Below are 26,236 nucleotides of genomic sequence, written 5' to 3'. Positions count from 1 at the left end.
GGACCCAAAAGGGGAAGGGACTTTTGACCCTACGATCCTTATCGTGGCTGGAGCGGTTGTCGGGTGAAATCGGCAAGGTGTTGGGAATGGTATGCTTTTGCTGCATTCCTGGCAGGAATAAGAGGGTCTGCCAGAACGTGATGGAATGGTTTAGGTGGAATGCATCCGGATTGGCCGTTTAGGTCAGGTGCTGCCTCAGCGGGTCCGGCAGTTGAGAAAGCCATGATCCGCAAGCCGATTTTCGAGTTCTGGTACGAGTTCGCGTCCACCTATTCCTATCTCGCCGCCATGCGTATCGAGAAGGCGGCGGAGGAGGCGGGGGTGACGCTGCTGTGGCGGCCGTTTCTCTTGGGGCCCCTCTTCAAGGCTCAAGGCCTGGAATCCTCGCCGTTCAACATCTTTCCCGACAAGGGCCGCTACATGTGGCGCGATATGGAGCGCGAGGCCGCCCGTCTCGGCCTGCCGTTCTACCGGCCAAAGACATTCCCGCAGAACAGCCTGTTCGCCGCCCGCCTCGCTCTTCTCGGCACAGAGACGGGCTGGACGCCGGTTTTCACCAAGGCTGTCTATACGGCGGAGTTCGGCGAAGGGCGGGACATCTCCGATCCGCAGGTTCTGGCCGACATCCTGACCGGGCTCGGGCTCGATGCCGAGGCGGTGATGGCACAGGCGCAGGACGAGGCCCACAAGACCCGGCTACGACGAATGGGCGAGGAGGCCAAGTCCCGGGGCCTCTTCGGTTCGCCCACCTTCATCGCGGAGGATGGAGAGCTGTTCTGGGGCAACGACCGGCTCGAACAGGCCCTCGATTGGGCCCTGGCCCAGGCCCGGCGCTCGGACTGGCCGGTTTGATCGGGCGGCAGACTGGGTTGTTGTCCGGGGCAAATCCTTGAAAAGCTTGTGATCCAAGGCCAATTGGGATAAAGGAACGCCCATCCGACAGATATTGGCGTTGTGCTGCCATCTGAGGGTGCGGTTTTCGCGCCCCGGCGGCGTTCCGGTAAAGTCTTGAAGATAAAGCGTTTCCATCCGTCGATGATACGCCGGCCCGCTCTTTAGAGCGGCATGCCTGGGACATGGCCCTAAAGGGGCGTTCCTGGCAGCGGCGGCTGGAAACGGCCCGTTCACACGAGCCGCCGGCGTTGCCCCTTAAACCAGGGCCATTCAGGAGAACCTATGTCTGCAGCTTTCCAACAGCCGAGCCGTGAAGACTTTGCTGCTCTGCTCGAAGAATCCTTCCTTACGAACGAAATCAGCGAAGGTTCGGTCGTCAAGGGTAAGGTGGTCGCGATCGAAAAAGACGTCGCGGTCATCGATATCGGCGCCAAGACCGAAGGTCGCGTCGCTCTGAAAGAATTTGCCGGCCCCAACCGCGACCAGACCGTCAATGTCGGCGATGAGGTCGAGGTTTATGTCGAGCGCATCGAGAATGCGCTGGGCGAGGCCGTAATCTCCCGTGACAAGGCCCGCCGCGAAGAGTCGTGGGTGAAGCTCGAGAAGGCCTTCGAGGCCCAGGAGCGCGTCAACGGTACGATCTTCAACCAGGTGAAGGGCGGCTACACGGTCGACCTCGACGGCGCCGTGGCGTTCCTGCCCCGCTCGCAGGTCGATATCCGTCCCGTGCGCGACGTCACCCCGCTCATGGGCGTGTCTCAGCCGTTCCAGATCCTCAAGATGGATCGCCGCCGCGGCAATATCGTCGTGTCGCGCCGCACGGTTCTCGAAGAGAGCCGCGCCGAGCAGCGCTCCGAGCTCGTGGCGAACCTCGAAGAGGGTCAGGTCATCGACGGCGTGGTCAAGAACATCACCGAGTACGGTGCGTTCGTTGATCTCGGCGGCATCGACGGCCTGCTGCACGTCACCGACATGGCATGGCGCCGCGTGAACCACCCGTCCGAGGTCGTAAACATCGGCCAGACGGTCAAGGTGAAGATCATCAAGATCAATCACGAGACGCACCGCATCTCGCTCGGCATCAAGCAGCTGCTCGCCGATCCGTGGGAGGGCATCGCCGCCCGCTACCCGGTCCAGGCAAAGCTGAAGGGCCGCGTTACGAATATCACCGATTACGGTGCGTTCGTTGAGCTGGAGCCGGGCATCGAAGGCCTGATCCACGTCTCCGAGATGTCCTGGACGAAGAAGAACGTTCACCCCGGCAAGATCATCTCCACCTCGCAAGAGGTTGAGGTCGTGATCCTCGAAGTCGATCAGGTGAAGCGCCGTATCTCGCTCGGCCTGAAGCAGACGCTCCAGAACCCGTGGGAGGCCTTCGCCGAGAAGCACCCTGTCGGCACCGAGGTCGAGGGCGAGGTGAAGAACAAGACCGAGTTCGGTCTGTTCATCGGCCTCGAGAACGACGTCGACGGCATGGTCCACCTCTCGGACCTCGACTGGAACAAGCCGGGCGAGCAGGTCATCGACGAGTTCAAGAAGGGCGACATGGTTCGCGCTCAGGTTCTCGACGTGGACGTCGAGAAGGAGCGCATCTCGCTCGGCATCAAGCAGCTGGCCGGCGACCCCTTCGCCGAAGCCGGCGAGCTGAAGAAGGGCCAGATCGTCACCTGCGAGGTTCTCGAGGTGAAGGATGGCGGCCTGGAAGTGAAGCTGGTCGATTCCGACCTGACCTCCTTCATCAAGCGCAACGAGCTTGCTCGTGACCGCGCCGACCAGCGCCCCGAGCGCTTCGCCGCCGGCGAGAAGCTCGATGCCCGCGTCACGCAGTTCGACCGCAAGGCCCGCCGCGTTACCGTCTCCATCAAGGCCCTCGAGGTCGCTGAGGAGAAGGAAGCCATGGCTCAGTACGGCTCGGCCGACTCAGGCGCGTCGCTCGGCGACATCCTGGGCGCCGCCCTCAACAAGGCCGGCAAGAAGTAATCGATTCTCAGCATTGAGAATCTGATGGATCCCCGGGCTCCGGCCCGGGGATTTTTTGTTTTGGAGAGGTGCTCCTCTTCCCTCTCCCGCAAAGGGGAGAAGGAAACATGCACCACAACTTTGTTCGGACTGTTTCACGGAAGTCCGCGCCATCGCACGGCTTTTTTGTTGGCTCACTCCCTTGCCGCCCTATGTGCCTTCGCAATAGGGTGCCCCCTTCGTAAAATCGTAGCGAGTTAGAGACGAACGATGTCCATCGATGCAGAAGCCATCGCCGACCGCCGCCGTCTGCGCCGCAAGTTGTCCTTCTGGCGCATCGCGGGGTTCTCAGGGTTAATCGCAGCCGTGGCCGCCATCGGCTATGCGTCCGCCGACCGGTTAGGCTACGGCTCCGTGCAGAACCAGATCGCCCGCATTTCCGTCAATGGCGTGATCACCGGCAACCAGCGCCTTGCCGATCTCATGGAGCGGGTGAGCGATTCCAGCTCGGTGCAGGGCGTGGTGATTTCCATCAACAGCCCCGGGGGCACCACGACGGGATCGGAGGAGCTTTTCCGCAACATCCGCAAGCTCGCCGAGAAGAAGCCGGTCGTGGCCTTCGTGGACGGCACCGCCGCGTCCGGCGGCTATATCACGGCCATCGCCTCCGATTACATCGTGGCCCGCGAGACCTCACTCGTGGGATCGGTCGGTGTGCTGTTCCAGTATCCCGATCTTTCCGGCCTTCTCGGGAATGTCGGCGTCAAGGTCGAGACGATCAAATCGGCGCCTCTCAAGGCGGAACCGAATCCCTTCACGCCCACCTCGCCGGAAGCGCGCGCCGCGACCCAGCTGGTGGTCAACGACACCTATGACTGGTTCAAGGCGCTGGTGCGCGAGCGCCGCCGTCTGAACGAGGGCGAGCTTGCCGCCGCTTCCACCGGACAGGTGTTCAGCGGCCGTCAGGGCGTGCCCATGAAGCTCGTGGACAAGCTCGGCGGCGAGCGCGATGCGGTCGTCTGGCTCGAGCAGCAGAAGGGCGTTTCCAAGAATCTTCCGATTCGCGATTGGAAGCCGCGCTCCGACCGCGACTTTTCCGTTTTCGCCGCCTCGGCGGCCATGGTCGACCTCCTGGGCTTCCAGGGAGCGGCCGAGGCTCTCCGCAGGGCGGATGCCCATGCGGAAGTCGCCCGGCTTGACGGCCTCCTAGCTGTCTGGCACCCTTCCGAAAAATAAAGCAACGTCAAAGATATAGCCTTTCCATGATCAAGTCTGAACTCGTGCTCAAAATCGCTGAGCAGAACCCGCATTTGTACCAACGCGACGTGGAGAAGATCGTGAACGCGATCCTCGATACCATCGCCGATGCGCTCTCCCGCGGCGACCGGGTGGAGCTGCGCGGTTTCGGCGCGTTCTCGGTGAAGAAGCGGGATGCCCGCACGGGCCGCAACCCGCGCACGGGCGAATCCGTTTCCATCTCCGAAAAGGTCGTGCCCGTGTTCAAGACGGGCAAGGAAATGCGTCAGCGGCTCAACACGTCGTCCTCGAAAGTGCTGAAGGCCGCGGCGGCGCAGTAACGCTTCAAGAGGTGCTCGTGATTCGTTTTCTGAAGGCGCTCATTCTTCTTCCCATCGCGATCCTGATCGTGCTGCTGGCCGTGGCGAACCGCGCGCCGGTGACCCTGTCGCTCGATCCGTTCTCGCAAGCCGCGCCGGAATTCGCGACGCAGCTGCCGCTCTTTGCCGTGATCTTCGCCGCCGTCATGGTGGGCGTGCTCATCGGCGGAACGGCAAGCTGGCTGGCGCAGGGCAAGACGCGCAAGGCCCGCCGCCAATTCCGTCGCGAGGCGACCCAGCTGCGCTATGAGACCGAGCGTCTGCGCAGCCAGAACGGCACCGCGACGACGCTGCCCGCCACATTGCCTTCGTCCCCTTCCCAAGGTTTCTAGTTCTCCGACTTCTAGAAGCCCATCAGGTCTTCCATAGCCATGCGCGTCATCAGCTCCGCCGAGATCGATCAGGTTCTCACCTTTCCGGCCCTGGTGGATGCGCTGGCGGAGGCCTTCGCCGGCGACATGGTCACGCCGGTGCGCCACCACCACGAGGTGGAGCACCCCGCCGCTCACGGCACGCTGCTGCTCATGCCCGCCTGGAGCGGCCCTGCCACGCCGGGCGGCTTCATGGGCGTGAAGGTCGTGTCCGTGTTTCCCGAGAATGGCAAGCACAACCTGCCGAGCGTGCTCGCCTCCTATCTGCTCATGAACGGCGAGACGGGCGAGCCCATGGCCGTGCTCGACGGCACGCGCCTCACCGTCTGGCGCACGGCTGCCGCGTCCGCGCTCGCGGCGCGCTATCTCGCCCGCAAGGATGCCAGCCGCATGGTCATGGTGGGTTCAGGCTCTCTCGCGCCCTTCCTCATCCGCGCCCATATGAGCCAGCGTCCGATCCGCGAGGTTGCCCTCTGGAACCACCGTCCGGAAAAGGCCGAAAGCCTCGCTGCCGAGCTGCGCGCGGAAGGGTTGCCGGTCAGAGCCGTCACCGATCTCGAAGGCGCGGTGCGGGAGGCCGATCTCGTGTCCTGTGCCACGCTCTCGAGCTCACCCATCGTCAAGGGTGAATGGCTGAAGGAGGGCGCCCATCTCGATCTCGTGGGGGCCTTCAACCTGAAAATGCGCGAGGCCGACGACGAGGCGCTACGCCGGTCCGAAATCTATATCGACACTGATGCGGCGCGCAGCGAAGGCGGCGATGTCGCCCTGTCCCTGCAATCGGGCGCCATCACGCCGGATCATGTGCGCGGTACGCTCTCGGATCTCTGCCGGAAGCCCCATTTGCGGGCGGAGAAGGCGATCACCACCTTCAAGTCGGTGGGTACGGCGCTGGAGGATTTGGCTGCGGCAATCCTGGTATGGCGCTCGACGGCCATTCCGTCGTAAAATGTAACGATGAACAACCTGATCAAGATCTGCGGGCTCTCGACACCCGAAACCTTGGCCGCCGCGCTGGATGCCGGCGCGGACATGGTCGGTTTCGTGCGGTATCCGAAGAGCCCACGCCACGTCACTCTCGACCTCGGCCACCGCCTCGCCCTGCAGGCTAAGGGCCGCGCCCAGCGCGTCGTCCTGCTGGTGGACCCGGGCGACGAGGAAGTTGCCCAGGCGGTCGAGGCCATCAACCCTGACCTGATCCAGCTGCATGGACACGAAACCCCGGAGCGCGTTGCGGAAATCCGCTCCATGGTGCGCCGCCCCGTCATGAAGGCCCTCGGCATCGCCGAGAAGGGCGATCTGACGGCGCTTGCGCCCTATGCCGGAGGGGCAGAGCCTATCCTGCTCGACGCCAAGCCGCCCCGCATGGCGGATGCCTTGCCCGGCGGCAACGGCGTTTCCTTCGACTGGGGCCTGCTGAACGGACTTGACCCGCGTCTCTCCTTCATGTTGTCAGGAGGGCTCAACCCCGACAACGTGGCGGAGGCGATCAGGGTCACGCGACCCTTCGCCGTCGATGTGTCGTCAGGGGTGGAAAGCGGACCGGGTCTCAAGGATCCGGCGAGGATCAAAGCCTTCGTCAAGGCGGCCCGGACAGCATTCGCTGCCCAGCATTAAGGCTTCCGCATTTCCTGCCGAAAACCGGCAGCCGCTTTTTGCGGGAAATGCATAACGTCACGAATAGGACAGCCCGTGTCAGCTCAAGCCCAACCCAATTCCTACCGCATTGGCCCCGACGAGCGCGGCCATTTCGGCAAGTTCGGCGGACGCTTCGTCGCCGAAACCCTGATGCCGAACATCCTGGAGCTGGAGAAGGCTTACAACGAGGCCAGAGGCGACCCGGCCTTCCACGCGGACATGGCGTATTTCTCTACGCATTACATTGGCCGCCCGAGCCCGCTCTATTTCGCGGAGCGCATGACCGAGCATCTCGGTGGTGCAAAAATCTACTTCAAGCGCGAAGAGCTGAACCATACCGGCGCGCACAAGGTGAACAACGTGCTGGGCCAGATCCTTCTCGCCCGCCGCATGGGCAAGAAGCGCATCATCGCCGAGACCGGCGCCGGCCAGCATGGTGTCGCCACCGCGACGCTCTGCGCGCGCTTCGGGCTGGAATGCATCGTCTATATGGGCGCGGTCGATGTGGAGCGGCAGAAGCCGAACGTGTTCCGCATGAACATGCTGGGCGCGAAGGTCGTGCCCGTGCAGTCCGGTACGAAGACGCTCAAAGACGCCATGAACGAGGCCCTGCGCGACTGGGTCACGAATGTCGCCGACACCTTCTACTGCATCGGCACGGTCGCTGGCCCGCACCCCTATCCCGCCATGGTGCGCGATTTCCAATGCGTGATCGGTGACGAGACCCGCACGCAGATGATGGAGGCCGAAGGCCGCCTGCCGGACTCGCTCGTCGCCTGCATCGGCGGAGGCTCCAATGCCATCGGCCTGTTCCATCCCTTCCTCGACGATAAGGACGTGGAGATCTACGGCGTGGAAGCCGCAGGCCATGGCCTCGACAAACTGCACGCGGCATCCCTCACCGGCGGACGCCCCGGCGTGCTGCACGGCAACCGTACCTACCTCCTCATGAATGAGGACGGGCAGATCGCCGACGCTCATTCCATCTCCGCCGGCCTCGATTATCCCGGCATCGGCCCCGAGCATGCCTGGCTGCACGATATGGGCCGCGTCAACTACATCTCCGCTACCGACGACGAGGCGCTGGAAGCCTTCCAGCTCTGTTCGCGCCTGGAGGGCATCCTGCCCGCCCTCGAGCCTAGCCACGCCCTTGCCAAGGTCATGGAACTCGCTCCGCAGAAGCCGAAAGATCACCTGATGGTCGTCAACATTAGCGGCCGCGGCGACAAGGATATCCCTCAGATTGCGGAGCATTTGGGGAATAAGATAGCCTAAGCTACACTTTGTCTCTTATTGGGAACGCAAGATGTTTGGGCTATTCAAGCGATCGCAGAAAAATCAGGCTGAGAGCCAATCCTCAGATGTCGATACTGATGAAGATGCTCAGAAAGCGATGGCTGTTAAGCTGAAATGCGATATAGCGCAGATGTCAGTTGAAGGCCTTAATCACACCGATGATGAGTTGCGATCTTACGAGCGGGAACGCTTTGCAAAAATTCGAAGTGAAGCAATTGCTATATTATCTACTATCAAGGATGAATTTTATCAAGGTTTTTCTGCCCATCAATTAATAAACCTCTGTATGGCAGCGCGTGACGGAGATATGGCGAGGGCGTTGCTCCTATCAGTGCGAGACGAATTCTTATTAGAGCAGATTTTCAAAGATAATCCGTCACTTAATATGAGCACGTAAAAACCTGCGTTCTCGTTTGAATAGCCATTAGAAGGTTGGGAAAGTGGATTTTCACATCCTTCCTCTCCCATGCTAAAGACCCGCCATGACCAAGCGCATCGAAGCCCGTTTTGAACAATGCCGTGCGGAAGGCCGCGCCGCTCTCGTCACCTATGTGATGGCGGGCGATCCGGACCCGGAAACCTCGCTCGCCATCCTCAAGAGCCTGCCGAAGGCGGGCGCGGATATCGTCGAGTTCGGCCTGCCTTTCACCGATCCCATGGCCGATGGCCCGGCGATCCAGGCGGCAGGCCTGCGGGCGCTGAAGGTGGGGCAGAATACGGTCAAGACGCTCGACCTCATCCGCCGCTTCCGCGCGGAGGATCAGGACACACCCGTGATCCTGATGGGCTATTTCAACCCGATCTATGTCTACGGCGTGGACCGCTTCCTCGTTGACGCTAAGGAAGCCGGCGTCGACGGCCTCATCGTGGTGGACCTGCCGCCGGAAGAGGACGATGAATTATGCCTGCCGGCGCTCAAGGCCGGCCTCGCTTTCATCCGGCTCGCCACCCCGACCACGGACGATCATCGTCTCCCGACGGTGCTCGCCAATACGGCCGGGTTCGTTTATTACGTTTCGATCACCGGTATCACGGGTGCTGCGTCCCCAGATTTCGGTAAGGTCGCCTCGGCGGTGGAGCGCATCAAGCATCACACCCCACTGCCGGTCGTAGTGGGCTTCGGCGTAAAGAGCGGCGCCCATGCGGCAGCCGTGGCGAAGGGCGCCGACGGCGTGGTGGTGGGCTCGGCCCTGATCGACGCGCTGAAAGGCACGCTCGACGATCAGGACCGCGCGACCTCGCGCTCGGTCGATGCCGTCACCACATTGGTGAAGGAATTGAGCGAAGGCGTGCGCTCGGTATCGAAGCGCGCAGCTGCGTAAGACAACAAAAGCATCCTCATCCTGAGGAGCTGCGACAGCAGCGTCTCGAAGGATCAGGGTGCGGTTCCAGAGGGCGCTGGAAACGCCCTCGTCCTTCGAGACGGCCAGACGGTCTCCTTAGGATGAGGGCTTTGAGGCGCTTCTGACAGAGAAGGTAAAAGCGATGAACTGGATTTCCGAAGTCGTCCGTCCGAAGATCAAGACGCTCTTCAAGCGCGAGACGCCGGACAATCTCTGGATCAAGTGCCCGGATACGGGACAGGTCGTGTTCCACAAGGATGTGGAGGCGAACCAGTGGGTGATCCCCGGCTCGAACCACCACATGCGTATCTCGGCCTCGCAGCGTCTGGGCCTCATGTTCGATGGCGGCACCTGGCTCGATGTGGCGCTGCCGGAAGTGGCCATCGATCCCCTCAAATTCCGTGACGAAAAGAAATATGTCGATCGCCTGAAGGACGCCCGCGCCAAGACCGGCCAGCAGGATGCCTTCAAGGTCGGCTACGGCCGCGTCGAAGAATTCCCGATGACGATTGCCGTGCAGGATTTCGGCTTCATGGGCGGTTCGCTCGGCATGGCGGCGGGCGAGGCTTTCGTGAAGGGCGCGGAGACCGCGCTCGACAAGAAGACGCCTTACGTGCTCTTCGCGGGCTCCGGCGGCGCGCGCATGCAGGAAGGCATTCTCTCGCTCATGCAGATGCCGCGCACCACGGTGGCGATCCGCCGCCTGCGCGATGCGAAGCTGCCCTATATCGTCGTGCTTACCAACCCCACCACCGGCGGCGTCACTGCGTCTTATGCGATGCTGGGCGATGTGCATCTCGCCGAGCCCGGCGCTCTCATCGGCTTTGCCGGCCCGCGCGTGATCGAGCAGACCATCCGCGAGAAGCTGCCTGACGGATTCCAGCGCGCCGAATACCTCAAGGATCACGGCATGGTGGACATGGTCGTGCATCGCCATGACGTGAAATCCACGGTCGCCCGCCTGTCGCGCCTGTTCATGAAGGCGCCGGAGACCGCGCCCGCGTCGCAAGCAGTCGCCGTCGCGGCTGAGTAACGGAAACGGGCGATGGATTCTTCAGATGCGCTGATCGCGCGCTTTCTCGCCCTGCACCCGAAGACCATCGACCTGTCGCTCGGGCGCATCCAGCGCCTGCTGGGTCAGCTCGGCAACCCCGAACGCCGCCTGCCGCCCGTGATCCATGTGGCGGGCACCAATGGCAAGGGCTCCACCATCGCCTTCATGCGGGCGATCCTGGAAAGCGCGGGACTTGCGGTCCACGTCTATACCTCGCCGCATCTGGTGCGCTTCCATGAGCGCATTCGCCTCGGCCATTTCGGTGGCGGGCGCTATGTGACCGAGGATAGGCTCGTCGAGGCGTTCCGGCGCTGCGAGGCGGTAAATGCGGGCGAGCCGATCACCGTGTTCGAGATCACCACCGCCGCTGCTATCCTCATCTTCTCCGAGGAACCCGCCGACGTGCTGCTGCTCGAAGTCGGCCTCGGCGGACGGTTCGATGCCACCAACGTCATCGACAAGCCTGCTGCCGCCGTGGTCACGCCCATCGGCCACGACCATGCGGAATATCTCGGCACGACCTTGCAGGCGATTGCAAAGGAAAAGGCGGGCATCTTCAAGCGTGGCTGCCCGGCTATCATCGCGCCGCAGGATTACGCGGAAGCGGATCAGACGCTTGTCAGTGAAGCCGAGCGCATCGGCGCTTCGCCGCTTCTTATCGGCCAGCAGGATTTTTCCGTGCACGAGGAGGGCGGACGTCTCGTCTATCAGGACGAGCGGGGCCTCCTCGACCTGCCGCGCCCGAAACTGATTGGACGTCATCAGTTCATCAATGCGGGCACGGCCATTGCGGCCTTGCGCGCCGCGGGCTTCGAGCAGTTTGAGACCTCGGCTTTCGAAGCGGGCCTCACCCGCGCCGAATGGCCGGGCCGCTTGCAGCGCCTTTCCAGGGGCCGCCTGCCGGAGATCGCGCCGAAGGATTGCGAGCTGTGGCTCGATGGCGGCCACAACCTCGATGGCGGCCGCGTGCTCGCCGCCGCCATGGCGGACCAGAGCGAGCGCAACGATGCGCCCTTCGTGATCATCGCGGGCATGCTCGGCACCAAGGACGCGCAGGCCTTCTTCAAGAATTTCTTCGGCCTCGCGCGGGAAGTGATCGCCGTGCCCATCGCGGGCCAGATCGCCGCCCGCCCTGCAGATGAAGTCGCCGCCATTGCCGCAAGCGTGGGTCTCACCACGTCCACCGCGCCGAGCGTGGAAACGGCGCTCGCCTCCCTGCACAATTACATGTGGGACAAGGCCCCCCGCATCCTCATTTGCGGCTCGCTGTATCTTGCGGGTGAGGTGCTAGCTGCGAATGGGACGTTGCCGGAGTAAGTCTGCCTAATCAGAATCGAGCGCTGGCGAGGGCAGGCTGTATCTCTCCCAGTCGCGTTTCGGAATCGCCCGACCCACCGTGAATTCGAAAGCCTGTACGCTCTCTTGGTCTTTGCTGAGTTCGCACGTGAATGCCAGCTCGTGCCATTTCTGGCCGCTGCGGAAGGCAGCGCCGTTGGCGATGAGAATGTTGCTGGCGAACGTCACATCCCCTTTCGCGTAAGCAACGATGCGATCCGGCTTGAACGCTTGGAGATGAGCTGCGATCTGTGCCATCGCCTCAATGTCGCAGAGCTGCTCCAAACGCGTCTCTTTCTCCATCCGTCCGAGAGCGGTCCGCATGGCACGGCTTTGCGGATGCTCCAGGGTCGCTGCGGACAGCATGGTCGTGGCGCGGATTGGGCTCGCCTGTGCAATATCAGCTAACTGAGTCGGGGTCGTTGCAGGCTCCTCCGCTCTGGAAGGTAAAGGCTTGCTGACGATGGCCCATTCCTCAGGCGACCAGATTTCGACCGGCATGCTCTCAACAAGCGGCGGAAGAACTCTGGGAGCGAGCAGGTTGCTCAAGCTAAGTAGCACCAGGGCATGCAGAAGCAGGGATGCCAAAAGGCTCCACGGATTACCCGTCAAAAGGGTCGAACCCGCTGTGGTCTTCGTGGAGCCCACCCCGCTCTCGCTTTCATTACACAGCCCTTAACAGGCCTCGTGTTGTAATGAGATTTCATTCAGGCAAGAGCGTGGCAGATACGAAAAGGGGCCTTTCGGCCCCTTCATCATTTTCGGATCGTGAAATCCTTTAGGCCGAAGCCTGGATCCAGCGGGACAGTTCGCCCTTGGGAGCGGCGCCGACCTTCTGGGCCACGACCTTGCCGTCCTTGAACATCATGAGCGCCGGGATGGAGCGGATGCCAAACTGGGAGGAGATCTGCGGGTTCTCGTCCACATTGACCTTCGCGATCTTCACCGTGCCACCCATCTCATTGGAAATCTCTTCCAGGGCCGGGCCGATCATGCGGCAGGGACCGCACCATTCCGCCCAGAAATCGACCACGACGGGCTCGGAGGATTGCAGGACATCCTGCGCGAAGCTTGCGTCGGTCACCTTTACGGTCGCCATCACATCACCTTTGAATATTTGATACAGCGACTCAGTTGAGCCGCCTGCCGATAGGGCCAAGGTAAGAACGGGTATTCTGAGAATCAAGCAAGGGCAATTTTACATCACGCGGCTTTGATGAGGGTAAGAGCCGATTCGAGCTCCGGTTCCATGAGCTCATGGATCACCGGCCCCGAGGTCCAGACCAAGAAGGTACGGATGCGCTTGTCGGGATAAATCTCGGACAGCAGCATCCTGTAGAGGGCAAGCTGCGCCACATAAGATTGAGGCGGCGGCTGGCCTGCCTTAGGAGCACGCGCCGTCGTCTTGAAATCGGCTACCAGAACTTCGTCTTCCAAGACAGCCAGGCGGTCGATCTGGCCGGAGACCATGAGGTCTCCACCGGAAGTGAGAACCTTGCCCGCAATGGGCGCCTCTGCGCGGGAACCTGGCCCAAACAGCGCTCTGAGATCGCTATGGTCAAGAACGCCGACCGCATTGGCGATCACCGATTCGCGAAGCTCGGATGGAAGGCGCGGGGCGCGGGCGCGAACATAGGCGCGGGCCATGCTCTCCCGATGCTCCGCGCCTAAGGCGGGCAGACGCTCCAGCAGGGCATGCACCAGCGTGCCGCGCAGGCGGGCTTCCGGCGCATACGGGCCGTCGCCCGGACGCGTCATGCGCTCCGCCGCGCCAAGGGCGCTGGAGGGGCGGATCGGGGGCAGGGGCTCGGGTTCGGGACCTGCGGGGGCAGTCAGCCAGTCGGGCACCGCGAGCGGCTCCAGCGGCGCCACATCCGATTCGGCGACCAAAGTGCGCGCGAGCGGCGAGCCCTCGCGCCAGATTTCGATGGGGCCGTAGGGCGCCTCATCGAGTTCGAGGCCGCCTGCCTTCGCGACAAGGCCATGGCGGATCATCTCGCACCAGGCTTCCTGCGGTGAATCCTTGCTGCCTGTGAGATAGGGCGCGATCACCAGCCGGTCCTTGGCACGGGTCATGGCGACATAGAGCAGCCGGTTATGCTCCTCATGGCCCTTCGCATGCAGGTTCTCGCGGGCTTCCGCCATCACGCTGGAATCGGAATTCTTGCCGGGTGACCACACGGGAACGGTGTCGCCCATCTTCGTGCGCAGCTGCAGGATGGCGGGGTCGCGGCCCAGCACATCGCAGCCGTCGATGAGAATGACGATGGGCGCCTCGAGGCCCTTCGCGCCGTGCACGGTCATCACGCGCACTTCATTGTTCACCGAGTCGAGATCACGCTTGATGGTATGGGATGCGGATTCGAACCGGTTGAGGAAGATGGTGAGCGACGGCGTCTCCGTCATTTCCGATTGATGCGCGAAGCACAGGAAGGAATCGATGGCATCGCCCGCCTCGCTGCCGAGACGCGCCACAAGCTGCGAGCGTCCGCCGCGTGGGCCGAGCAGGGTGGCGAAGAAGCCGAAGGGGCCGTGCTGGTCCGCGAGTTCACGCCAGGCGTTCAGCGCTTCGCATCCGGCTTTCGCTTTCGCATCACCATCTTCGGCATGACGCTGGAGCGCCGCGTGCAGCGATTCATCGTCCGCGCGGCTTGATGCAATGCGGGTCAGGTCGTCGTCGTTAAGACCGACGAGGGGCGATTTCAGCGCGGTGGCAAGGATCAGGTCGTCATCCGGCAGCAAAGCCGCGCGGCCTGCAGCCACGAGATCGAGCACGGCGATATGCTCACCGATATTGAGACGGTCCGCGCCCGCGACCGGCACGCCCGCCTCCTTGAGCGCGCGGATCACCGCCTCGAAGGCAGCACCACGCTTGCGCACAAGCACGAGTACATCGCCCGCGCTCCACACGCGGCCCATGTCGTCGCCCTTGGTGGTCCAGCATTTCACGGCCTGCGCGATGCGGCGTGCCACGACGACGGGCGGTGATTGCTGTTCGGGCTCGTCCACGGGCAGAACCCAGGCCTCGGGTTCCTCCTCGTCAGCGGGCTTTTCCGTCGGCCACAATTCCACGAGGCCGGGCGCATGCGGACGCGCGCTCTCATGCACGGTACCGACAGCCTTGTCCTCGAAGGAGAGACCCTTGAAGTTTCGGTCGACCGCAAACGTAGCATCCACCGCTGAGAGCACGGCTTTGCCGGAGCGGAAGGACATGGTGAGCGACACATCCTCGAAATGCAGTTCCGCCGCCCTAACCTTCTGCGACCAGCTGCGGCGGGTAGTCTCGAATTCCTGCGGTGCTGCGCCCTGAAAGCCGTAGATCGATTGCTTGGGATCGCCCACCGCGAACAGCGTACGGATGCGCTTTCCGCCCGCGCCTTCGCCGGCGGTGAAATCCTCGGTGATGCGGCGCAGGATCTCCCATTGCTGCGGGTTCGTATCCTGCGCCTCGTCGATCAGTACATGGTCGATGCCGCGGTCGAGCTTGTAGAGCACCCACGATGTATCGCCGCGCGAGAGCAGCGCCAAGGTCTTGTCGATGAGATCCTGGAAGTCGAGCGCGCCGAGCTGCATCTTGCGTTTTTCAACTCGGGTGTGAATTTCCGCCGCGAGCAGAAACAGCGCCTGCGTGCGCTCCACGGCACGCGCTGCCTTCTGCTTGTCTATGAGGTTCCAGATTCTGCTCTGCTCATCGAGGATCTTATCCTTCAAGCCCTCGTCGATGTCCTTCGTCAGGAAGGCAGATCCCTTGCGAGGTGTTCCGGTGTCTGTGAGGAATACTGAAAGGTAGTGTTCGAGCTTGGCGGAAGGCTCGCTCGCTTCAGCGGCGGCGATGAGAGAAGCGGCTCGCTTCTGGTCGGTCGCTTTGCCTGTCAGAAGTTCCTGCGCGATGGCAGGCCAGCTCTCCGGCTTCAGGCCGTCTTCCAGCATCGCCCGTTCGATGCCCGCAAGTGTCTCGTCAGGCTTCAACCCCAGTTCCATGCGAAGGCGCGCGGGGCCGCTCGCGTCGTGCAAAAAATCCTTGCAGCGAAGCGCGGCATTGAGCGCAGTGGTCAGCGCGTCGCCCACCGCATCGATGCTGATGATGTCGAGCGCGGCCTTCAACTCCGAAGCACCGCCGTTCGAGGCATCGGCCAGCACGTTCTTGATCGCCTGCGCCAGCATCTCGTCGGTCTGGCTCTCGTCCAGCACCGCAAAGCGCGCGGGCACGTTGGCCTCGAAGGGCACGAGATGCAGCAGGCGCTCGCAGAAGGCGTGGATGGTGTCGATCTTCAAGCCGCCCGGCGTTTCCACCGCGCGGGCGAAGAGCGTGCGGGCGAGCTTGATCTGTTGACGTGTGGGCCGCTCGCCTTCGAGTTCCGTGAGTTCTGTGACGAGGCTGTCCTCGTCCATCGTCACCCATTTCCCCAAGCGCTCGAACACGCGGATCGCCATGTTGGCGGCGGCGGCCTTGGTGAAGGTGAGGCAGAGAATGCGTCCGGGCAGGGAGCCCGCCAGCAGCAGGCGCACCACGCGGTCGGTAAGCACCTTGGTCTTGCCCGCGCCCGCATTGGCGGACACCCAGGCGGAGGCGCGCGGGTTCGCGGCGCGGCGCTGGGCCTGCTTGGTGTAATCGGGAATGACGAGATCGTTGCTCATTCGCCGCCCTCACCACCGCCGGCGCTCGCCAGCGACCATTCCTTCACGCGCGCCAGATGATCGTATTCGGAAAAGCGCCGCGCATATTTCGGGAAGGGGCGCGAGACGTAAGCTGCTTCGCCCTTCACGAACCGCGCGATCATGCCCTCGAACCGGCGGCGATGCTCCTCCACGATCTCAGGCACCGTGCGTTCCTCGTCGCGCCCCGGCTTGATATCGCGTGGCTTGATCGGCTCGCGTCCGCCGGTGGTGTGGACATAGAGGAGATCGGGCGTCTCCTTCGCCATGGGCAGGCCCTTGAACGCGCCCTTCATCAGCATCACCGCTTCCAGCGTCAGCTGCGGCGAGAAGCCGGCATAGACCTCGCGCACGCCCGGGGGCTGGCCGGTCTTGAAATCGACGATGGTGAATCCGCCGTCGCGACGCTGCTCGATCCGGTCGGCGCGGGCGCGAAGATTGAAGATTGAGCCGTCGGGCAGTGGGATCGCCAGGCGGCCCGAGCGCTCGGCATGAACCTCCACGAGATCGGGGCGGCGCGTCTGCTCCCACACCACGAATTGCGCGGCGAGCCGTTCGAAGCGCGGCCACCATTCCGCATAAAGCTCAGGGTAAGCCTGCTCGATCTTGAAGAAGGCTTCGGTGCCGAGGCCGAGCAGGATCTCCTGCGCGTTATCCGGCAGCGCTTTCGGATAGCGCTCGCTGAAGGTGCCGATGATGTCGTGGATGATCGTGCCGCGCTCGGCCGCGCTGGGCGCGACAGCGATCTCGTCGAGCGCATCGAGCTTGAGAATATGGCGCGCGAAGATGGAATAAGGGTCGCGCACCAGCGTCTCGACTTCGGTGACGCTGAGCGAGCGTGGGAACAGGACCGGATCGGGCTTTGGGCGCGGACGCGGCAGAGCAGGCGCGGGCTCCGGTGTATCCAAGGTACGCGCAAGGCGGCGGTAATATTCGCCGGATCGTGTCATGCGCTCCCACACCTCCTTGCCCGTAAAAGCCTTGAGGCGCTGCAGGAAACGCGAGGGCACCATGGGCGAGCCGTCGCGCTTGTGCGCGCGGGTGATCACCACATCGTGCGTGCCGAGCGCCTGCACGAAATCGTGCGCGGTCTGGCCGATGCGCCGCTCAGGCGGCATCAGGCCGACGCGGGCGCGCATGGGCCGGTTGAGGAATGCATCTGTCACCGTGCGCGGCGGCCAAGTGCCTTCGTCCAATCCGCCCAACACCACGCGATCCACCGACAGAAGGCGCGCTTCCAGAAGGCCGAGGATCTTCAGGCGGCGATGAGTGGTGCGCGGCGAGGGGCTTAAAGTCTGCTGCTTGGCGAGCGCGGTGAAGAAAGCCGGATAATCGACGAGGCGGCCTTCCAACGGATGGCCTTCCTCCGCGCGAATGTCGGAATTCTCCAGATCGTCGAAGAGCGCGGCGAGCGGCTCACGGGAAGGCTCGTCCTCGGCCTCTTCCCCATCGGGCGGCGCGCAGAGCCATTCGACGGCGACTCGATGGTGCGCGACGAGCGCCATCAGATCGAGCTTACCCTCGCCGTGATAGGCAGGCGTAAAGCTTTGGAAAGCGAGACCGAGACGCTGAAGCAATTCGTCTGCGAGGTCCCAATCCGCCTCCGTTAGCCGCGCTCGCGGACGCGGCGTGCGGTGGTCCTTTTCCGTGCGTCGGGTGGCGAGCGCGGCGCGCTGGCCCTCAATGCCTTTCGCGGGTGCGGGGCCGCGCAGCACGCCGATCTCCAGCACGCTTGCTGCTTGCTCGATCTGCTCACGGGAATATCCCAGACGTACCAGCGGATGCGCGAGAACGGAGAGCAGCCGCACGGGGCTCAAGTCGTCGGAGGCCGCTTCCGCCGCCAAACGCGCGAGACGTCCGGCGGGCGTGTCGGACAGAGGAATGCCGGCGGAATCCTCGACGCTTAAGCCCCAGCGCCCGAGTTCCGCAGTTACGCGCGTGGCGAGCGCACGGTCGGGCGTGACAAGAGCCGCTGTCTTGCGCGTCTGGCTAAGCGTTTCGCGCAATGCAATGGCGATGGCCAAGGCTTCTTCGCGCTCGTCCATGGCTTCGATGACTGTCAGGCCTTCGCAGCCGCTTTTGCCGAGCGCCACACGGTCTTCGGACTGAAACAGAGCCCAGCGGTCCGTGGTGTCAGCGGGGCGAAGAGCTTCCGAGAGCAGGCGATTGCGGTCCTTCGCCTGCTCCGGCACTTCGCCGAGAGTGGGAATCTCGGAGCGCGGAATGCGCAGGTTCCTATCCAGGAGGCGGCGCAGAGCCGCCTGCGGATGGCTGTGCACGGGGTCATTGTCGTCATCGCCCATGCCGCCGATGGTGTTCCAGCTTTCCTCGTCGAGATCGGTGTCGAGGCCGGGCAGCACGATAGCGCCTCTCGGCAGCTGTGCGATGGTTGCCATCAGATGCGCGGTTGCGGGCACCGAGCCGGTGGAGCCCGCGACGATGATGGGATTGTCTGGCCGTTCGCGCGAAAGGCGTCGCGCCTCCGCCTCGATCAAGGCGGTGCGCCGCTGCGCGGGATCGCTCGCCTGACGGTCGCCCAGAATCTTCGGCCAGTTCTCGCTGGCGATCTGTACGAAGTGGCGGGTGATCTCGAAATAGGTCGAGTAATCCGCATCCACCGCGAGTTCGAGCGCGTGCCAGTCGATACCTTCCGTGGTGAAGGCATCCATCAGGGTCTCGAGATCGCCTGCAAGGTTCACCGCATCCGCCGGAGAAGCGGGCACCATGAAGGGAATGTCGGGGCCGAGCTGTAACAACGCGCGGTCCACTTCCGCCGACCAGCGCTGCACGAGGCGCGTGAGGATCAGGCGGCGCTCCAGCGGCGGGATCGGCGGCTTCAGGCTGGCGGTTTCCGCGAACGGCGTGCCCTCCAATCCGGTCAGCTCGAATTCCGCCTCATCGGTTTCGCCCAAAGGGACGATGCGCGGCAGAAGCTGCGCGCGTCCGCCTCCGCGCTCGGCGAGAAGCGCGATCAGCGCACGCGTGGCGCGGCGTGTGGGTACGTAGATGGTGATGTCGGCAAGGGAGGCGGGGCCATCGGAGAGCGGGCCGACAAGGCGGCCCTCAAACAGCGCGTCCACAAGGGTCGGCAGAAAGGCGCAACCCGGCGGGATCGTAAAGACGCGCGGCAACTCGCTCGGCACAACAAAACCTCATCGCTGGTTGGCGGCAAGGCACTTTTCTGCCTCGGCAATGGTGTGAGGCTCTCCAACATGCAGCCATTGCCCATCGAGAGGCAACCCGTAGAGGCGGCCGCTCGCGATGGCGCGGTCGTAAAAGGCATTGGCCGAGAAGGCGCCGTTCGGCGTGCCGGGCACGAGTTCCGGCTTCACGATCGCCACGCCTGCGTAGACGAAATTGGACTTGTCGTCGCTTCCGCGCCGGCGCAAGCGACCGTCAGAATCGCGGTGAAAATCGCCGCGGCCCTCATATCCAACACTTGTGGATAACGGGGCGACGAGCATCAGAATGTCCATGCGCTCCCCGTCCCAGGCGTCCACGAGGCGCTTGAGATTCGGGTTCGGGCCTTCGATCCACATGGAATCGGAATTGAAGGTGACGAAGGGATCTTGTCCCAGCAACGGCAAAGCTTTCTTCACGCCGCCGCCTGTTTCGAGCAGCTCATCGCGCTCGTCGGAAATCACGATGCGCGGGAATTCGCGGGCGCGCAGATGCGTTTCCAGCATGTCGGCGAAATGGTGCACGTTCACCACCACCGTTTCCATGCCGGCCTCGTGCAGCTTGTCGAGCGCGAAGTCGATCAGGCTCTGCCCTGCGACCTTCACGAGGGGTTTCGGCATGGTCGCCGTGATCGGCAGCATGCGCTTGCCGAGGCCCGCTGCGAGAACGATGGCTTTGGTGGGCTTGCACTGAGGGGACTGGGACACGAGCGCTCCGGCTCAAGACGAGGGAGGCGCATCATCGTCGGCCAGCGGAATGAGCCTGGGCAGATAGGTCTCATACCAGACTTTAAGCTTGGCCAGGGCCGGATGCGCGAGATTGCGGGTGAGATAGGCCTCTATCCTGGGCAGGTGCTGCAGGTAATGCGGCTTGCCATCGCGGCGGTCGAGGCGCGCGAAAATGCCGAGGATCTTGGTGGCGCGCTGCGCCGCCATGATCGCATAGGCCCGCGCGAAGCCGGACACGTCGAATGCCGGGTCCGCGCTTTTACGCTCGCGGGCATAGAGGCCAATGAGTTTCAGTTCGAGATCGGCGGGCACGGTCACGCGCGCATCCTGCAGGAGCGAGGCGACGTCGTAAGCGGGCGAGCCCAGCGTTGCATCCTGAAAGTCGATGAGGCCGACGCGCTGCAGGCCTTCGCGCTCAGGCAGCCAGATCAGGTTGGGCGAATGGAAATCGCGCAGGGTCCAGGTGGCGGGAGCGGACAGAATTTCGCCCAGCGTCTCCGTCCAGAGATTGACGAATTCCGCCCGCGCGGATCCGGATAGCTGCGAGCCGATGATGTGCGGCACGTACCAATCGGCCAGCAGCTCCACCTCGATCAGAAGTGCTTCGAGATCGTAAGGCGGCAGCGAGTGCTCGATGCCGTCGCTGACGGGAAGAACCTGCGGCAGTTCGGTGCTGTGCAATTGCACGAGAAGGCGCGTAGCTTCCGCATAGCGCTCGGGGATTGGCCCGTTCTCGTCCACTACAGGCTCGGAGCCGAGGTCTTCAATGAGCAGAAGGCCAGTGTCCAAGTCCTCGCAATAGATGTAGGGCGCGCTGAAGCCCAGCGCCCGCAGGCCCTTGTCCATGGCAACGAAGGCATGGACCGTTTCCGCGAGCTTCGCGATGGTCGTGTAGGGCTTGCCGCGACGAACGGGTGGGCCGACAGGGCGCGGCGGCGAGATCATCAGCAGGGCGGTTTCGCCATTGGGCTTCACGAGCCGCTCGTAGGATCGGATCACGGAGGCATCGCCCTGCATGGGCATGCGCACAGCATCCGTCCAGCCGCAACGCTCGACGAGATTGCGGAAAGCCTTGAGGCGCTGGAGGCGCGAGGCGAAGCTGCCGGTGCCGGTGAGCATGGCGACACGGCCCTTGGCTCCGCCGCCCGGTGCGAAATCGAGATGGATGTCGAGGCGCTCGGACTTCAACGCATCGTCGGCGCGCTCGGGCCATTCCACGAGGGCGACGGCGTTGTCCGTCATCTCTTCCCAACCCAGCTCCACCAGCTCATAGCCGCCGGACAGGCGGTAGAAATCGGCATGCACGACGGGGAAGAGCGAGCCGTCATAGACCTGCATCAGCGTGAAGGTAGGGCTTGGGACTTCCAGCTCCGGATCGCCCGCCAGAATCCGCACGAGGGCGCGCGCCAGCGTTGTCTTGCCCGCGCCAAGTCCGCCGGACAGGGTGACGAGATCGCCAGGCTTCAGCTCCTCGGAGAGAACCCGCGCGAAATCTTCTGTTGCAGCGTGGTCGGGCAGCGTGACGATCCACGCGGCCTGGGAAATATCGTGCTCGGACATGAGGGCCAATCCATTCACCATCGCTTACGTCACTCCGCCGCGATGGGAGTTAGCGCAGATTGTCCCGTTCGGCCATCGGAGGGCGATTCCTGCCGCTCGTTCGGGAATGTGCAGGTGACGATGGTGCCCTGACCGGGCGCGGAGGCAAGCTCGATGCGCCCGCCATGAAGTTCCACGAAAGAGCGCACGATGGAGAGGCCAAGGCCCACACCCCGGTGGCGGGTGCCCAGTGTGTGGCTTTCGAAACGCTCGAAGATGCGCGCCTTGACCTCGGGCGGAATGCCGCGCCCCTGGTCCCTCACCTCGAAGATCACCTCGCCGCCACGCTTGCGCGCCGAGACCCGGATGGTCTGGCCGGGCATGGAGAAGCCCACCGCGTTGGAGAGAAGGTTGAACAGGATCTGTCGCACGCGCTTGCCGTCGGCGACGAAGGTGCCGATGTCGTCCGGCGTGTCGATGTGGAGATGAAGCGCGGATTCCGCGAGGCGATCCTCCAGCCCGCGCATGGCGGCATCGATGGTGGAGCGGATATCGACGATCTCCGGCGTCAGCTCCAGCGAACCTGTGTCGATCGAGGCGAGATCGAGAATGTCGTTGAGCATCGCCAAAAGCGCCTTCGACGAGCGCTCGATGTGATCGGTATATTCCTTCTGGCGCGGATTGAGTTCGCCCGCAGTGCCGTCATCGAGAAGATGCGCGAAGCCGATGATGTTGGTGAGCGGGGAGCGCAGTTCGTAGGACACATGATGCACGAACTCGTCGCGCAGCCGCGAGGCGCGTTCCAGCGCATCGTTGCGCTCGGTGAGTGCGCGCTCCACGTTCACGCTCGCGGTCACGTCGGTGAAGCTGAGAAGCGTCGCCCCATCGGGCAGAGGCTGCGCGGTGCAGTCGAGCGCCGAGCCGTCGCGCCGCTCGATGCGGCAGGACAGGCCCATGCGCATGTCGGCGAGGCCCGCCACCGCGCCGCGAATGTCCACCCACGGCTCCTCCTGCGGCGCGAGCAGGCGGCAGGACTTGATGATGATGTCGATATGCGGATGCCCGGCCGGAATGTCCGGCGGCAGATTCCACATTTCCACGAAGGCGCGGTTGTGCAGCTTGAGGCGTCCATCGGAGCCGAACACCGCCACGCCTTCCTTCAGCGTGTCGAGTGTTTCGCCCTGCACCTGCGTGAGAGAATTGACCTGCGAGGCGAGTTCGAAGCGCTCGCTCACGTCGTCGAACAGATAGGTCACGCCGCCTTGCGGATTGGGATTGATAACCACGCGCAAGGTGCGGCGGTCGGGCAGATGCCACCAGGTTTCCTGCTGCTCGACGGAGCGATAGCCGGTGAGAAAATCTGCTTTCCACGCGCGGAAATCCGCCTGCTCGGGCAATTTGCGCGCGGCGCGCAGACGGTCGAGCACTTCGCTGTCCGTCGGGCGTGAGGCGATGAAGGCGCCGTCGAGCCCCCACAGGCGCTGATAAGCGGCATTGCTGAAGATGAGCTTCTGCCCTGCATCGAAGATCGCGACGGCTGTGGGCAATTGATCGAGGGTGCGCACATGCGCATCCATCTGCCGCTGCAGGTCGGTGCGCACCGCTTCAAGTTCAGACACATCGACCGCGATGCCCGCGCTGCCGCCCGACGTTGGACGCTCGATCACGTCGAGCACGGCGCGCTGGCCCGCAACGACCGCTGTGACGCGCGCGGAATAGGTCGTGCCGTCCTTGCGTTGACGGCGCGATTCCTCGCGCGTGGGCTGGCCGAGGAGTTCGAGGGAGCGGTTGATCGCATCGTCGAGATCCTTCGCCTCGACGGAACGCAGATAGGCCTGGTTCGCCCAGAGCAGCGTGTCGTCGGTGGCGCGGATCCAGAGCGGATAGGCCACATCGTCGAGCAGCATGGTCATGGCGCGCAGGTCGCTTCGCGCGGTGGCGAGGTCGGTGCGCATCTTCAGCAATTCGGCGCGGTCGCCGGTCACGTCGCGCAGGCGCAGGATGGCGCGTCCGCCGATGGTGCGTCCTTCCACGTCGATGAAGCTGTTGAAGAGGGTCTGCCCGACGAGCCGGAAGGCCTCGCCGCGCTGCTTCAGGTTCTCGAGGGCGGCTTCCACCGCCGCCGCATCGCCCGGCTGGAGCCAGGTGCCGAAGGCGAGCGCGCGTTTGGCGGCAGCGCCTTCGCCGAGAATGGTGGGATCGCCCTGGAAGCGCGCCTCGCCGTCCCGCCCGTGCCAGCTCACGAGGAGTTGACGCTCCGAGCCCATAAGGAGCGTCGCGAGATCGTCCGAGCCGCGTAGGGTGGCGAGTTCGTTGCGAAGCGTCCGTTCGACACGGGAGGCGCGGCGCCGTTCACCCATCAGCAACAGGGAAGTGGTGGTCGAGAAGGCGACCAACCCCATGAACAGGCCGAAATAGACTGCGTTATGAAGGTCGAAGGAGGTGAGGAAGTCGAGAAGGTCCGAGGCGCTGTCGAGAAGCGGGAACTCGCCCTCGGCGGCTAAGGCCGGAGCGGATGCGCCGGTGAACAGCGACAGGGTCAGGGGCGTGCGAAGCCGGGGCAGGCGGGTAGGAGCGCGCGTTGCACTTCCGCCTTCATCCCTATGCTTCGAGTGCCCAGCCATGCGGTCCTTCCCTTGCCCACGCCCGAGGAACGGGCCAAATTATTTCCACTCCGCAGGTCTTTCGAGACGCCACAGAGGTGATCCTGCTTAAACGCATGAACGGAACTGCCGGCAGGCTATCCAGGACGCGGTGCAGCCGGTCGATTCGCGTTCACTCTAGACCACCCCTGACTCCGCCAGGAAGAGGGTTAAGGCCAGCTTAATCTTCCTTTGGAGAACCTGTGCGCAATTGGTGGAAACGTATTGCATTTGCGACACACGCATGCCGCAACGGAAGCTTAGCGATTCGAGGCTTCCGGACATGAAAAAGCCCGACCGAAGCCGGGCTTTTCCTAGAGTTAGCAGACCTTTAGGTCTTAGTAGCGGTAGTGATCCGGCTTGAACGGGCCGGTATCCTTCACGCCAATGTACGAGGCCTGGTCGGGACGAAGCTTGGTGAGCTTCACGCCGATCTTTTCCAGGTGCAGCGAGGCGACCTTCTCGTCGAGGTGCTTCGGCAGGGTGTAGACATTCTTCTCGTACTTGCCGGCGTTGTTCCAGAGCTCGATCTGGGCGAGCGTCTGGTTCGCGAACGAGGCCGACATCACGAAGGACGGGTGACCCATGGCGTTGCCGAGGTTCACGAGGCGGCCTTCCGAGAGCAGGATGATGCGGTGGCCATCCGCGAAGGTGATCTCGTCCACCTGCGGCTTGATGTTGTTCCACTTGAGGTTCTTGAGGCCCGCGACCTGGATCTCGTTGTCGAAGTGGCCGATGTTGCAGACGATGGCGCGGTCCTTCATGGCCCGCATGTGATCGAGGGTGATCACGTCCTTGTTGCCGGTGGCGGTGACGAAGATGTCGGCGCGGGGAGCGGCGTCCTCCATCGTGGTGACCTCATAGCCTTCCATGGCGGCCTGGAGCGCGCAGATCGGATCGACTTCCGACACCAGCACGCGGCAGCCGGCCTGGCGCAATGAGGCGGCCGAGCCCTTACCCACGTCGCCGAAGCCGGCGACCATGGCGACCTTGCCGGCCATCATCACGTCCGTGCCGCGACGGATGCCGTCCACGAGCGACTCGCGGCAGCCATAGAGGTTGTCGAACTTCGACTTGGTGACCGAGTCGTTCACGTTGATGGCCGGGAAGAGCAGCTTGCCTTCCTTGGCCATGATGTAGAGGCGGTGAACGCCCGTGGTGGTCTCTTCCGACACGCCCTTGATGGCTTGGGCGACCTCCGCGAACCAGCCCTTCGGCTTTTCCTTGAGGAGGCGCCTGATGAGCGCGAAGAGAACTTCCTCTTCCTCAGCCCCCGGCTTGTCGAGGAAGGCCACATCGCCCTGCTCGGCGCGCAGGCCAAGGTGGACGAGCATGGTAGCATCGCCGCCGTCGTCGAGGATCATGTTCGGCACGCCGCCGCCGTGCCAGTCGAACAGCTTGGCGGTGTAGTCCCAATACTCTTCCAGAGTCTCGCCCTTATAGGCGAAGACCGGGATGCCGGCCGCGGCAATCGCGGCGGCGGCGTGGTCTTGGGTTGAGTAGATGTTGCAGGACACCCAGCGGATGTCGGCGCCGAGGCTTTTAAGCGTCTCGATCAGCACCGCGGTCTGGATGGTCATGTGGAGCGAGCCGGCGATGCGCGCGCCCTTTAGGGGCTGCTTCGGGCCGTATTCTTCGCGAATGGCCATCAGGCCCGGCATTTCGGTCTCGGCGATCGAGATTTCCTTGCGGCCGAAATCGGCGAGGCCGATGTCCTTAACGATATAGTCCTGAGCCATGCTGGCCTCCGTCTACCCTTGGGATTTGGATGATTGGGTGTGAATTGGCGCTGTCTCTAGCAGAGAGCGGCCGAGGAGGCAATCAACATATAAAGATGTCTTTATATGATTTTTGGAAGGCATGCCGATCTGTCATTCCAGGGCGAGCGATAACGAGAGCCTGGCCGAAGGGCCGCGCCGCAGGCGTGGAAACCCATAACCACGACAGATGCAGAATGAGCGAGCAGATGCCACAGCGCTCTTTCT

20 protein-coding genes are annotated in these 26,236 nt (G+C 63.4%); 12 read left to right on the top strand and 8 right to left on the bottom strand.

Annotated elements, in window-relative coordinates:
• Positions 1–222 precede the first annotated feature (222 nt).
• The 12 genes from AB4Y85_RS08315 (at position 223) to AB4Y85_RS08260 (ending at position 11,488) form a co-directional block, all read left to right on the top strand.
• The gene (locus tag AB4Y85_RS08315; protein WP_441984409.1) at positions 223–852 is read left to right on the top strand and encodes a 2-hydroxychromene-2-carboxylate isomerase; all 630 of its coding nucleotides are present in this window, start codon (positions 223–225) and stop codon (positions 850–852) included.
• Between the two features lie 324 nt (positions 853–1,176).
• Positions 1,177–2,874 carry a 30S ribosomal protein S1 gene (rpsA, locus tag AB4Y85_RS08310; protein ID WP_441984408.1) on the top strand — a complete coding sequence of 566 codons (1,698 nt, stop codon included), beginning with the start codon at positions 1,177–1,179 and terminating at the stop codon, positions 2,872–2,874.
• Between the two features lie 249 nt (positions 2,875–3,123).
• Positions 3,124–4,089: a signal peptide peptidase SppA gene (gene sppA / locus AB4Y85_RS08305; RefSeq protein ID WP_441984407.1), complete on the top strand. Its 966-nt coding sequence runs from the start codon at positions 3,124–3,126 to the stop codon at positions 4,087–4,089.
• Between the two features lie 26 nt (positions 4,090–4,115).
• Positions 4,116–4,430 (top strand): integration host factor subunit beta, encoded by a 315-nt coding sequence (ihfB, locus tag AB4Y85_RS08300; RefSeq protein WP_441984406.1) that lies wholly within the window; start codon positions 4,116–4,118, stop codon positions 4,428–4,430.
• Positions 4,431–4,447: 17 nt separating this feature from the next.
• Positions 4,448–4,801, top strand: coding sequence for a LapA family protein (locus AB4Y85_RS08295; RefSeq protein WP_441984405.1), 354 nt, complete (start codon positions 4,448–4,450; stop codon positions 4,799–4,801).
• A 39-nt stretch (positions 4,802–4,840) separates the two neighbouring features.
• Positions 4,841–5,788, top strand: coding sequence for an ornithine cyclodeaminase family protein (locus AB4Y85_RS08290; protein ID WP_441984404.1), 948 nt, complete (start codon positions 4,841–4,843; stop codon positions 5,786–5,788).
• Between the two features lie 9 nt (positions 5,789–5,797).
• Complete coding sequence (locus AB4Y85_RS08285) at positions 5,798–6,457, top strand: phosphoribosylanthranilate isomerase (protein ID WP_441984403.1); 660 nt, start codon at positions 5,798–5,800, stop codon at positions 6,455–6,457.
• Between the two features lie 75 nt (positions 6,458–6,532).
• On the top strand, positions 6,533–7,753 hold the full coding sequence (gene trpB / locus AB4Y85_RS08280; RefSeq protein WP_441984402.1) for a tryptophan synthase subunit beta: 1,221 nt from the start codon (positions 6,533–6,535) through the stop codon (positions 7,751–7,753).
• A gap of 31 nt (positions 7,754–7,784) precedes the next feature.
• On the top strand, positions 7,785–8,171 hold the full coding sequence (locus AB4Y85_RS08275) for a hypothetical protein (RefSeq protein ID WP_441984401.1): 387 nt from the start codon (positions 7,785–7,787) through the stop codon (positions 8,169–8,171).
• A gap of 85 nt (positions 8,172–8,256) precedes the next feature.
• Positions 8,257–9,096 (top strand): tryptophan synthase subunit alpha, encoded by an 840-nt coding sequence (trpA, locus tag AB4Y85_RS08270; RefSeq protein WP_441984400.1) that lies wholly within the window; start codon positions 8,257–8,259, stop codon positions 9,094–9,096.
• Between the two features lie 163 nt (positions 9,097–9,259).
• Entirely contained in the window at positions 9,260–10,150 is an 891-nt protein-coding gene (gene accD, locus AB4Y85_RS08265; protein WP_441984399.1) for an acetyl-CoA carboxylase, carboxyltransferase subunit beta, read from the top strand.
• 12 nt (positions 10,151–10,162) lie between these two features.
• Positions 10,163–11,488: a bifunctional folylpolyglutamate synthase/dihydrofolate synthase gene (locus AB4Y85_RS08260; protein ID WP_441984398.1), complete on the top strand. Its 1,326-nt coding sequence runs from the start codon at positions 10,163–10,165 to the stop codon at positions 11,486–11,488.
• Between the two features lie 6 nt (positions 11,489–11,494).
• Here AB4Y85_RS08260 and AB4Y85_RS08255 read toward each other — a convergent pair whose 3' ends face one another.
• The 8 genes from AB4Y85_RS08255 to ahcY form a co-directional block, all read right to left on the bottom strand.
• On the bottom strand, positions 11,495–12,055 hold the full coding sequence (locus AB4Y85_RS08255; RefSeq protein ID WP_441984397.1) for a DUF930 domain-containing protein: 561 nt from the start codon (positions 12,053–12,055) through the stop codon (positions 11,495–11,497).
• A 229-nt stretch (positions 12,056–12,284) separates the two neighbouring features.
• Positions 12,285–12,605 (bottom strand): thioredoxin, encoded by a 321-nt coding sequence (gene trxA, locus AB4Y85_RS08250; protein ID WP_441984396.1) that lies wholly within the window; start codon positions 12,603–12,605, stop codon positions 12,285–12,287.
• Positions 12,606–12,709: 104 nt separating this feature from the next.
• Positions 12,710–16,144 (bottom strand): double-strand break repair helicase AddA, encoded by a 3,435-nt coding sequence (addA, locus tag AB4Y85_RS08245; RefSeq protein WP_441984395.1) that lies wholly within the window; start codon positions 16,142–16,144, stop codon positions 12,710–12,712.
• The gene (addB, locus tag AB4Y85_RS08240) at positions 16,141–19,305 is read right to left on the bottom strand and encodes a double-strand break repair protein AddB (RefSeq protein WP_441984394.1); all 3,165 of its coding nucleotides are present in this window, start codon (positions 19,303–19,305) and stop codon (positions 16,141–16,143) included. The genes addA and addB overlap by 4 nt, the downstream gene beginning before the upstream one ends.
• 9 nt (positions 19,306–19,314) lie before the next feature.
• Positions 19,315–20,049, bottom strand: coding sequence for a nucleotidyltransferase family protein (locus AB4Y85_RS08235; RefSeq protein WP_441984393.1), 735 nt, complete (start codon positions 20,047–20,049; stop codon positions 19,315–19,317).
• 12 nt (positions 20,050–20,061) lie between these two features.
• Positions 20,062–21,630: a tRNA (adenosine(37)-N6)-threonylcarbamoyltransferase complex ATPase subunit type 1 TsaE gene (gene tsaE / locus AB4Y85_RS08230; protein WP_441984392.1), complete on the bottom strand. Its 1,569-nt coding sequence runs from the start codon at positions 21,628–21,630 to the stop codon at positions 20,062–20,064.
• Positions 21,631–21,659: 29 nt separating this feature from the next.
• Entirely contained in the window at positions 21,660–24,233 is a 2,574-nt protein-coding gene (locus tag AB4Y85_RS08225; protein ID WP_441984391.1) for an ATP-binding protein, read from the bottom strand.
• 356 nt (positions 24,234–24,589) lie between these two features.
• Entirely contained in the window at positions 24,590–25,990 is a 1,401-nt protein-coding gene (gene ahcY / locus AB4Y85_RS08220) for an adenosylhomocysteinase (protein WP_441984390.1), read from the bottom strand.
• Between the last annotated feature and the right edge of the window lie 246 nt (positions 25,991–26,236).

It is taken from the genome of Microvirga sp. 2YAF29 (genome assembly GCF_052114605.1).
Lineage (GTDB): Bacteria > Pseudomonadota > Alphaproteobacteria > Rhizobiales > Beijerinckiaceae > Microvirga.
This window is presented reverse-complemented; position numbering and strand designations above follow the sequence as displayed.

What these genes read in the sequence shown, in the direction of transcription:
- AB4Y85_RS08315 (WP_441984409.1), top strand. Translation starts at nt 223, where the DNA reads ATGATCCGCAAGCCGATTTTCGAGTTCTGGTACGAGTTCGCGTCCACC.
- rpsA (WP_441984408.1), top strand. Translation starts at nt 1,177, where the DNA reads ATGTCTGCAGCTTTCCAACAGCCGAGCCGTGAAGACTTTGCTGCTCTG.
- sppA (WP_441984407.1), top strand. Translation starts at nt 3,124, where the DNA reads ATGTCCATCGATGCAGAAGCCATCGCCGACCGCCGCCGTCTGCGCCGC.
- ihfB (WP_441984406.1), top strand. Translation starts at nt 4,116, where the DNA reads ATGATCAAGTCTGAACTCGTGCTCAAAATCGCTGAGCAGAACCCGCAT.
- AB4Y85_RS08290 (WP_441984404.1), top strand. Translation starts at nt 4,841, where the DNA reads ATGCGCGTCATCAGCTCCGCCGAGATCGATCAGGTTCTCACCTTTCCG.
- AB4Y85_RS08285 (WP_441984403.1), top strand. Translation starts at nt 5,798, where the DNA reads ATGAACAACCTGATCAAGATCTGCGGGCTCTCGACACCCGAAACCTTG.
- AB4Y85_RS08275 (WP_441984401.1), top strand. Translation starts at nt 7,785, where the DNA reads ATGTTTGGGCTATTCAAGCGATCGCAGAAAAATCAGGCTGAGAGCCAA.
- trpA (WP_441984400.1), top strand. Translation starts at nt 8,257, where the DNA reads ATGACCAAGCGCATCGAAGCCCGTTTTGAACAATGCCGTGCGGAAGGC.
- accD (WP_441984399.1), top strand. Translation starts at nt 9,260, where the DNA reads ATGAACTGGATTTCCGAAGTCGTCCGTCCGAAGATCAAGACGCTCTTC.
- AB4Y85_RS08260 (WP_441984398.1), top strand. Translation starts at nt 10,163, where the DNA reads ATGGATTCTTCAGATGCGCTGATCGCGCGCTTTCTCGCCCTGCACCCG.
- trxA (WP_441984396.1), bottom strand. Translation starts at nt 12,605, where the DNA reads ATGGCGACCGTAAAGGTGACCGACGCAAGCTTCGCGCAGGATGTCCTG.
- addA (WP_441984395.1), bottom strand. Translation starts at nt 16,144, where the DNA reads ATGAGCAACGATCTCGTCATTCCCGATTACACCAAGCAGGCCCAGCGC.
- tsaE (WP_441984392.1), bottom strand. Translation starts at nt 21,630, where the DNA reads ATGTCCGAGCACGATATTTCCCAGGCCGCGTGGATCGTCACGCTGCCC.
- AB4Y85_RS08225 (WP_441984391.1), bottom strand. Translation starts at nt 24,233, where the DNA reads ATGGCTGGGCACTCGAAGCATAGGGATGAAGGCGGAAGTGCAACGCGC.
- ahcY (WP_441984390.1), bottom strand. Translation starts at nt 25,990, where the DNA reads ATGGCTCAGGACTATATCGTTAAGGACATCGGCCTCGCCGATTTCGGC.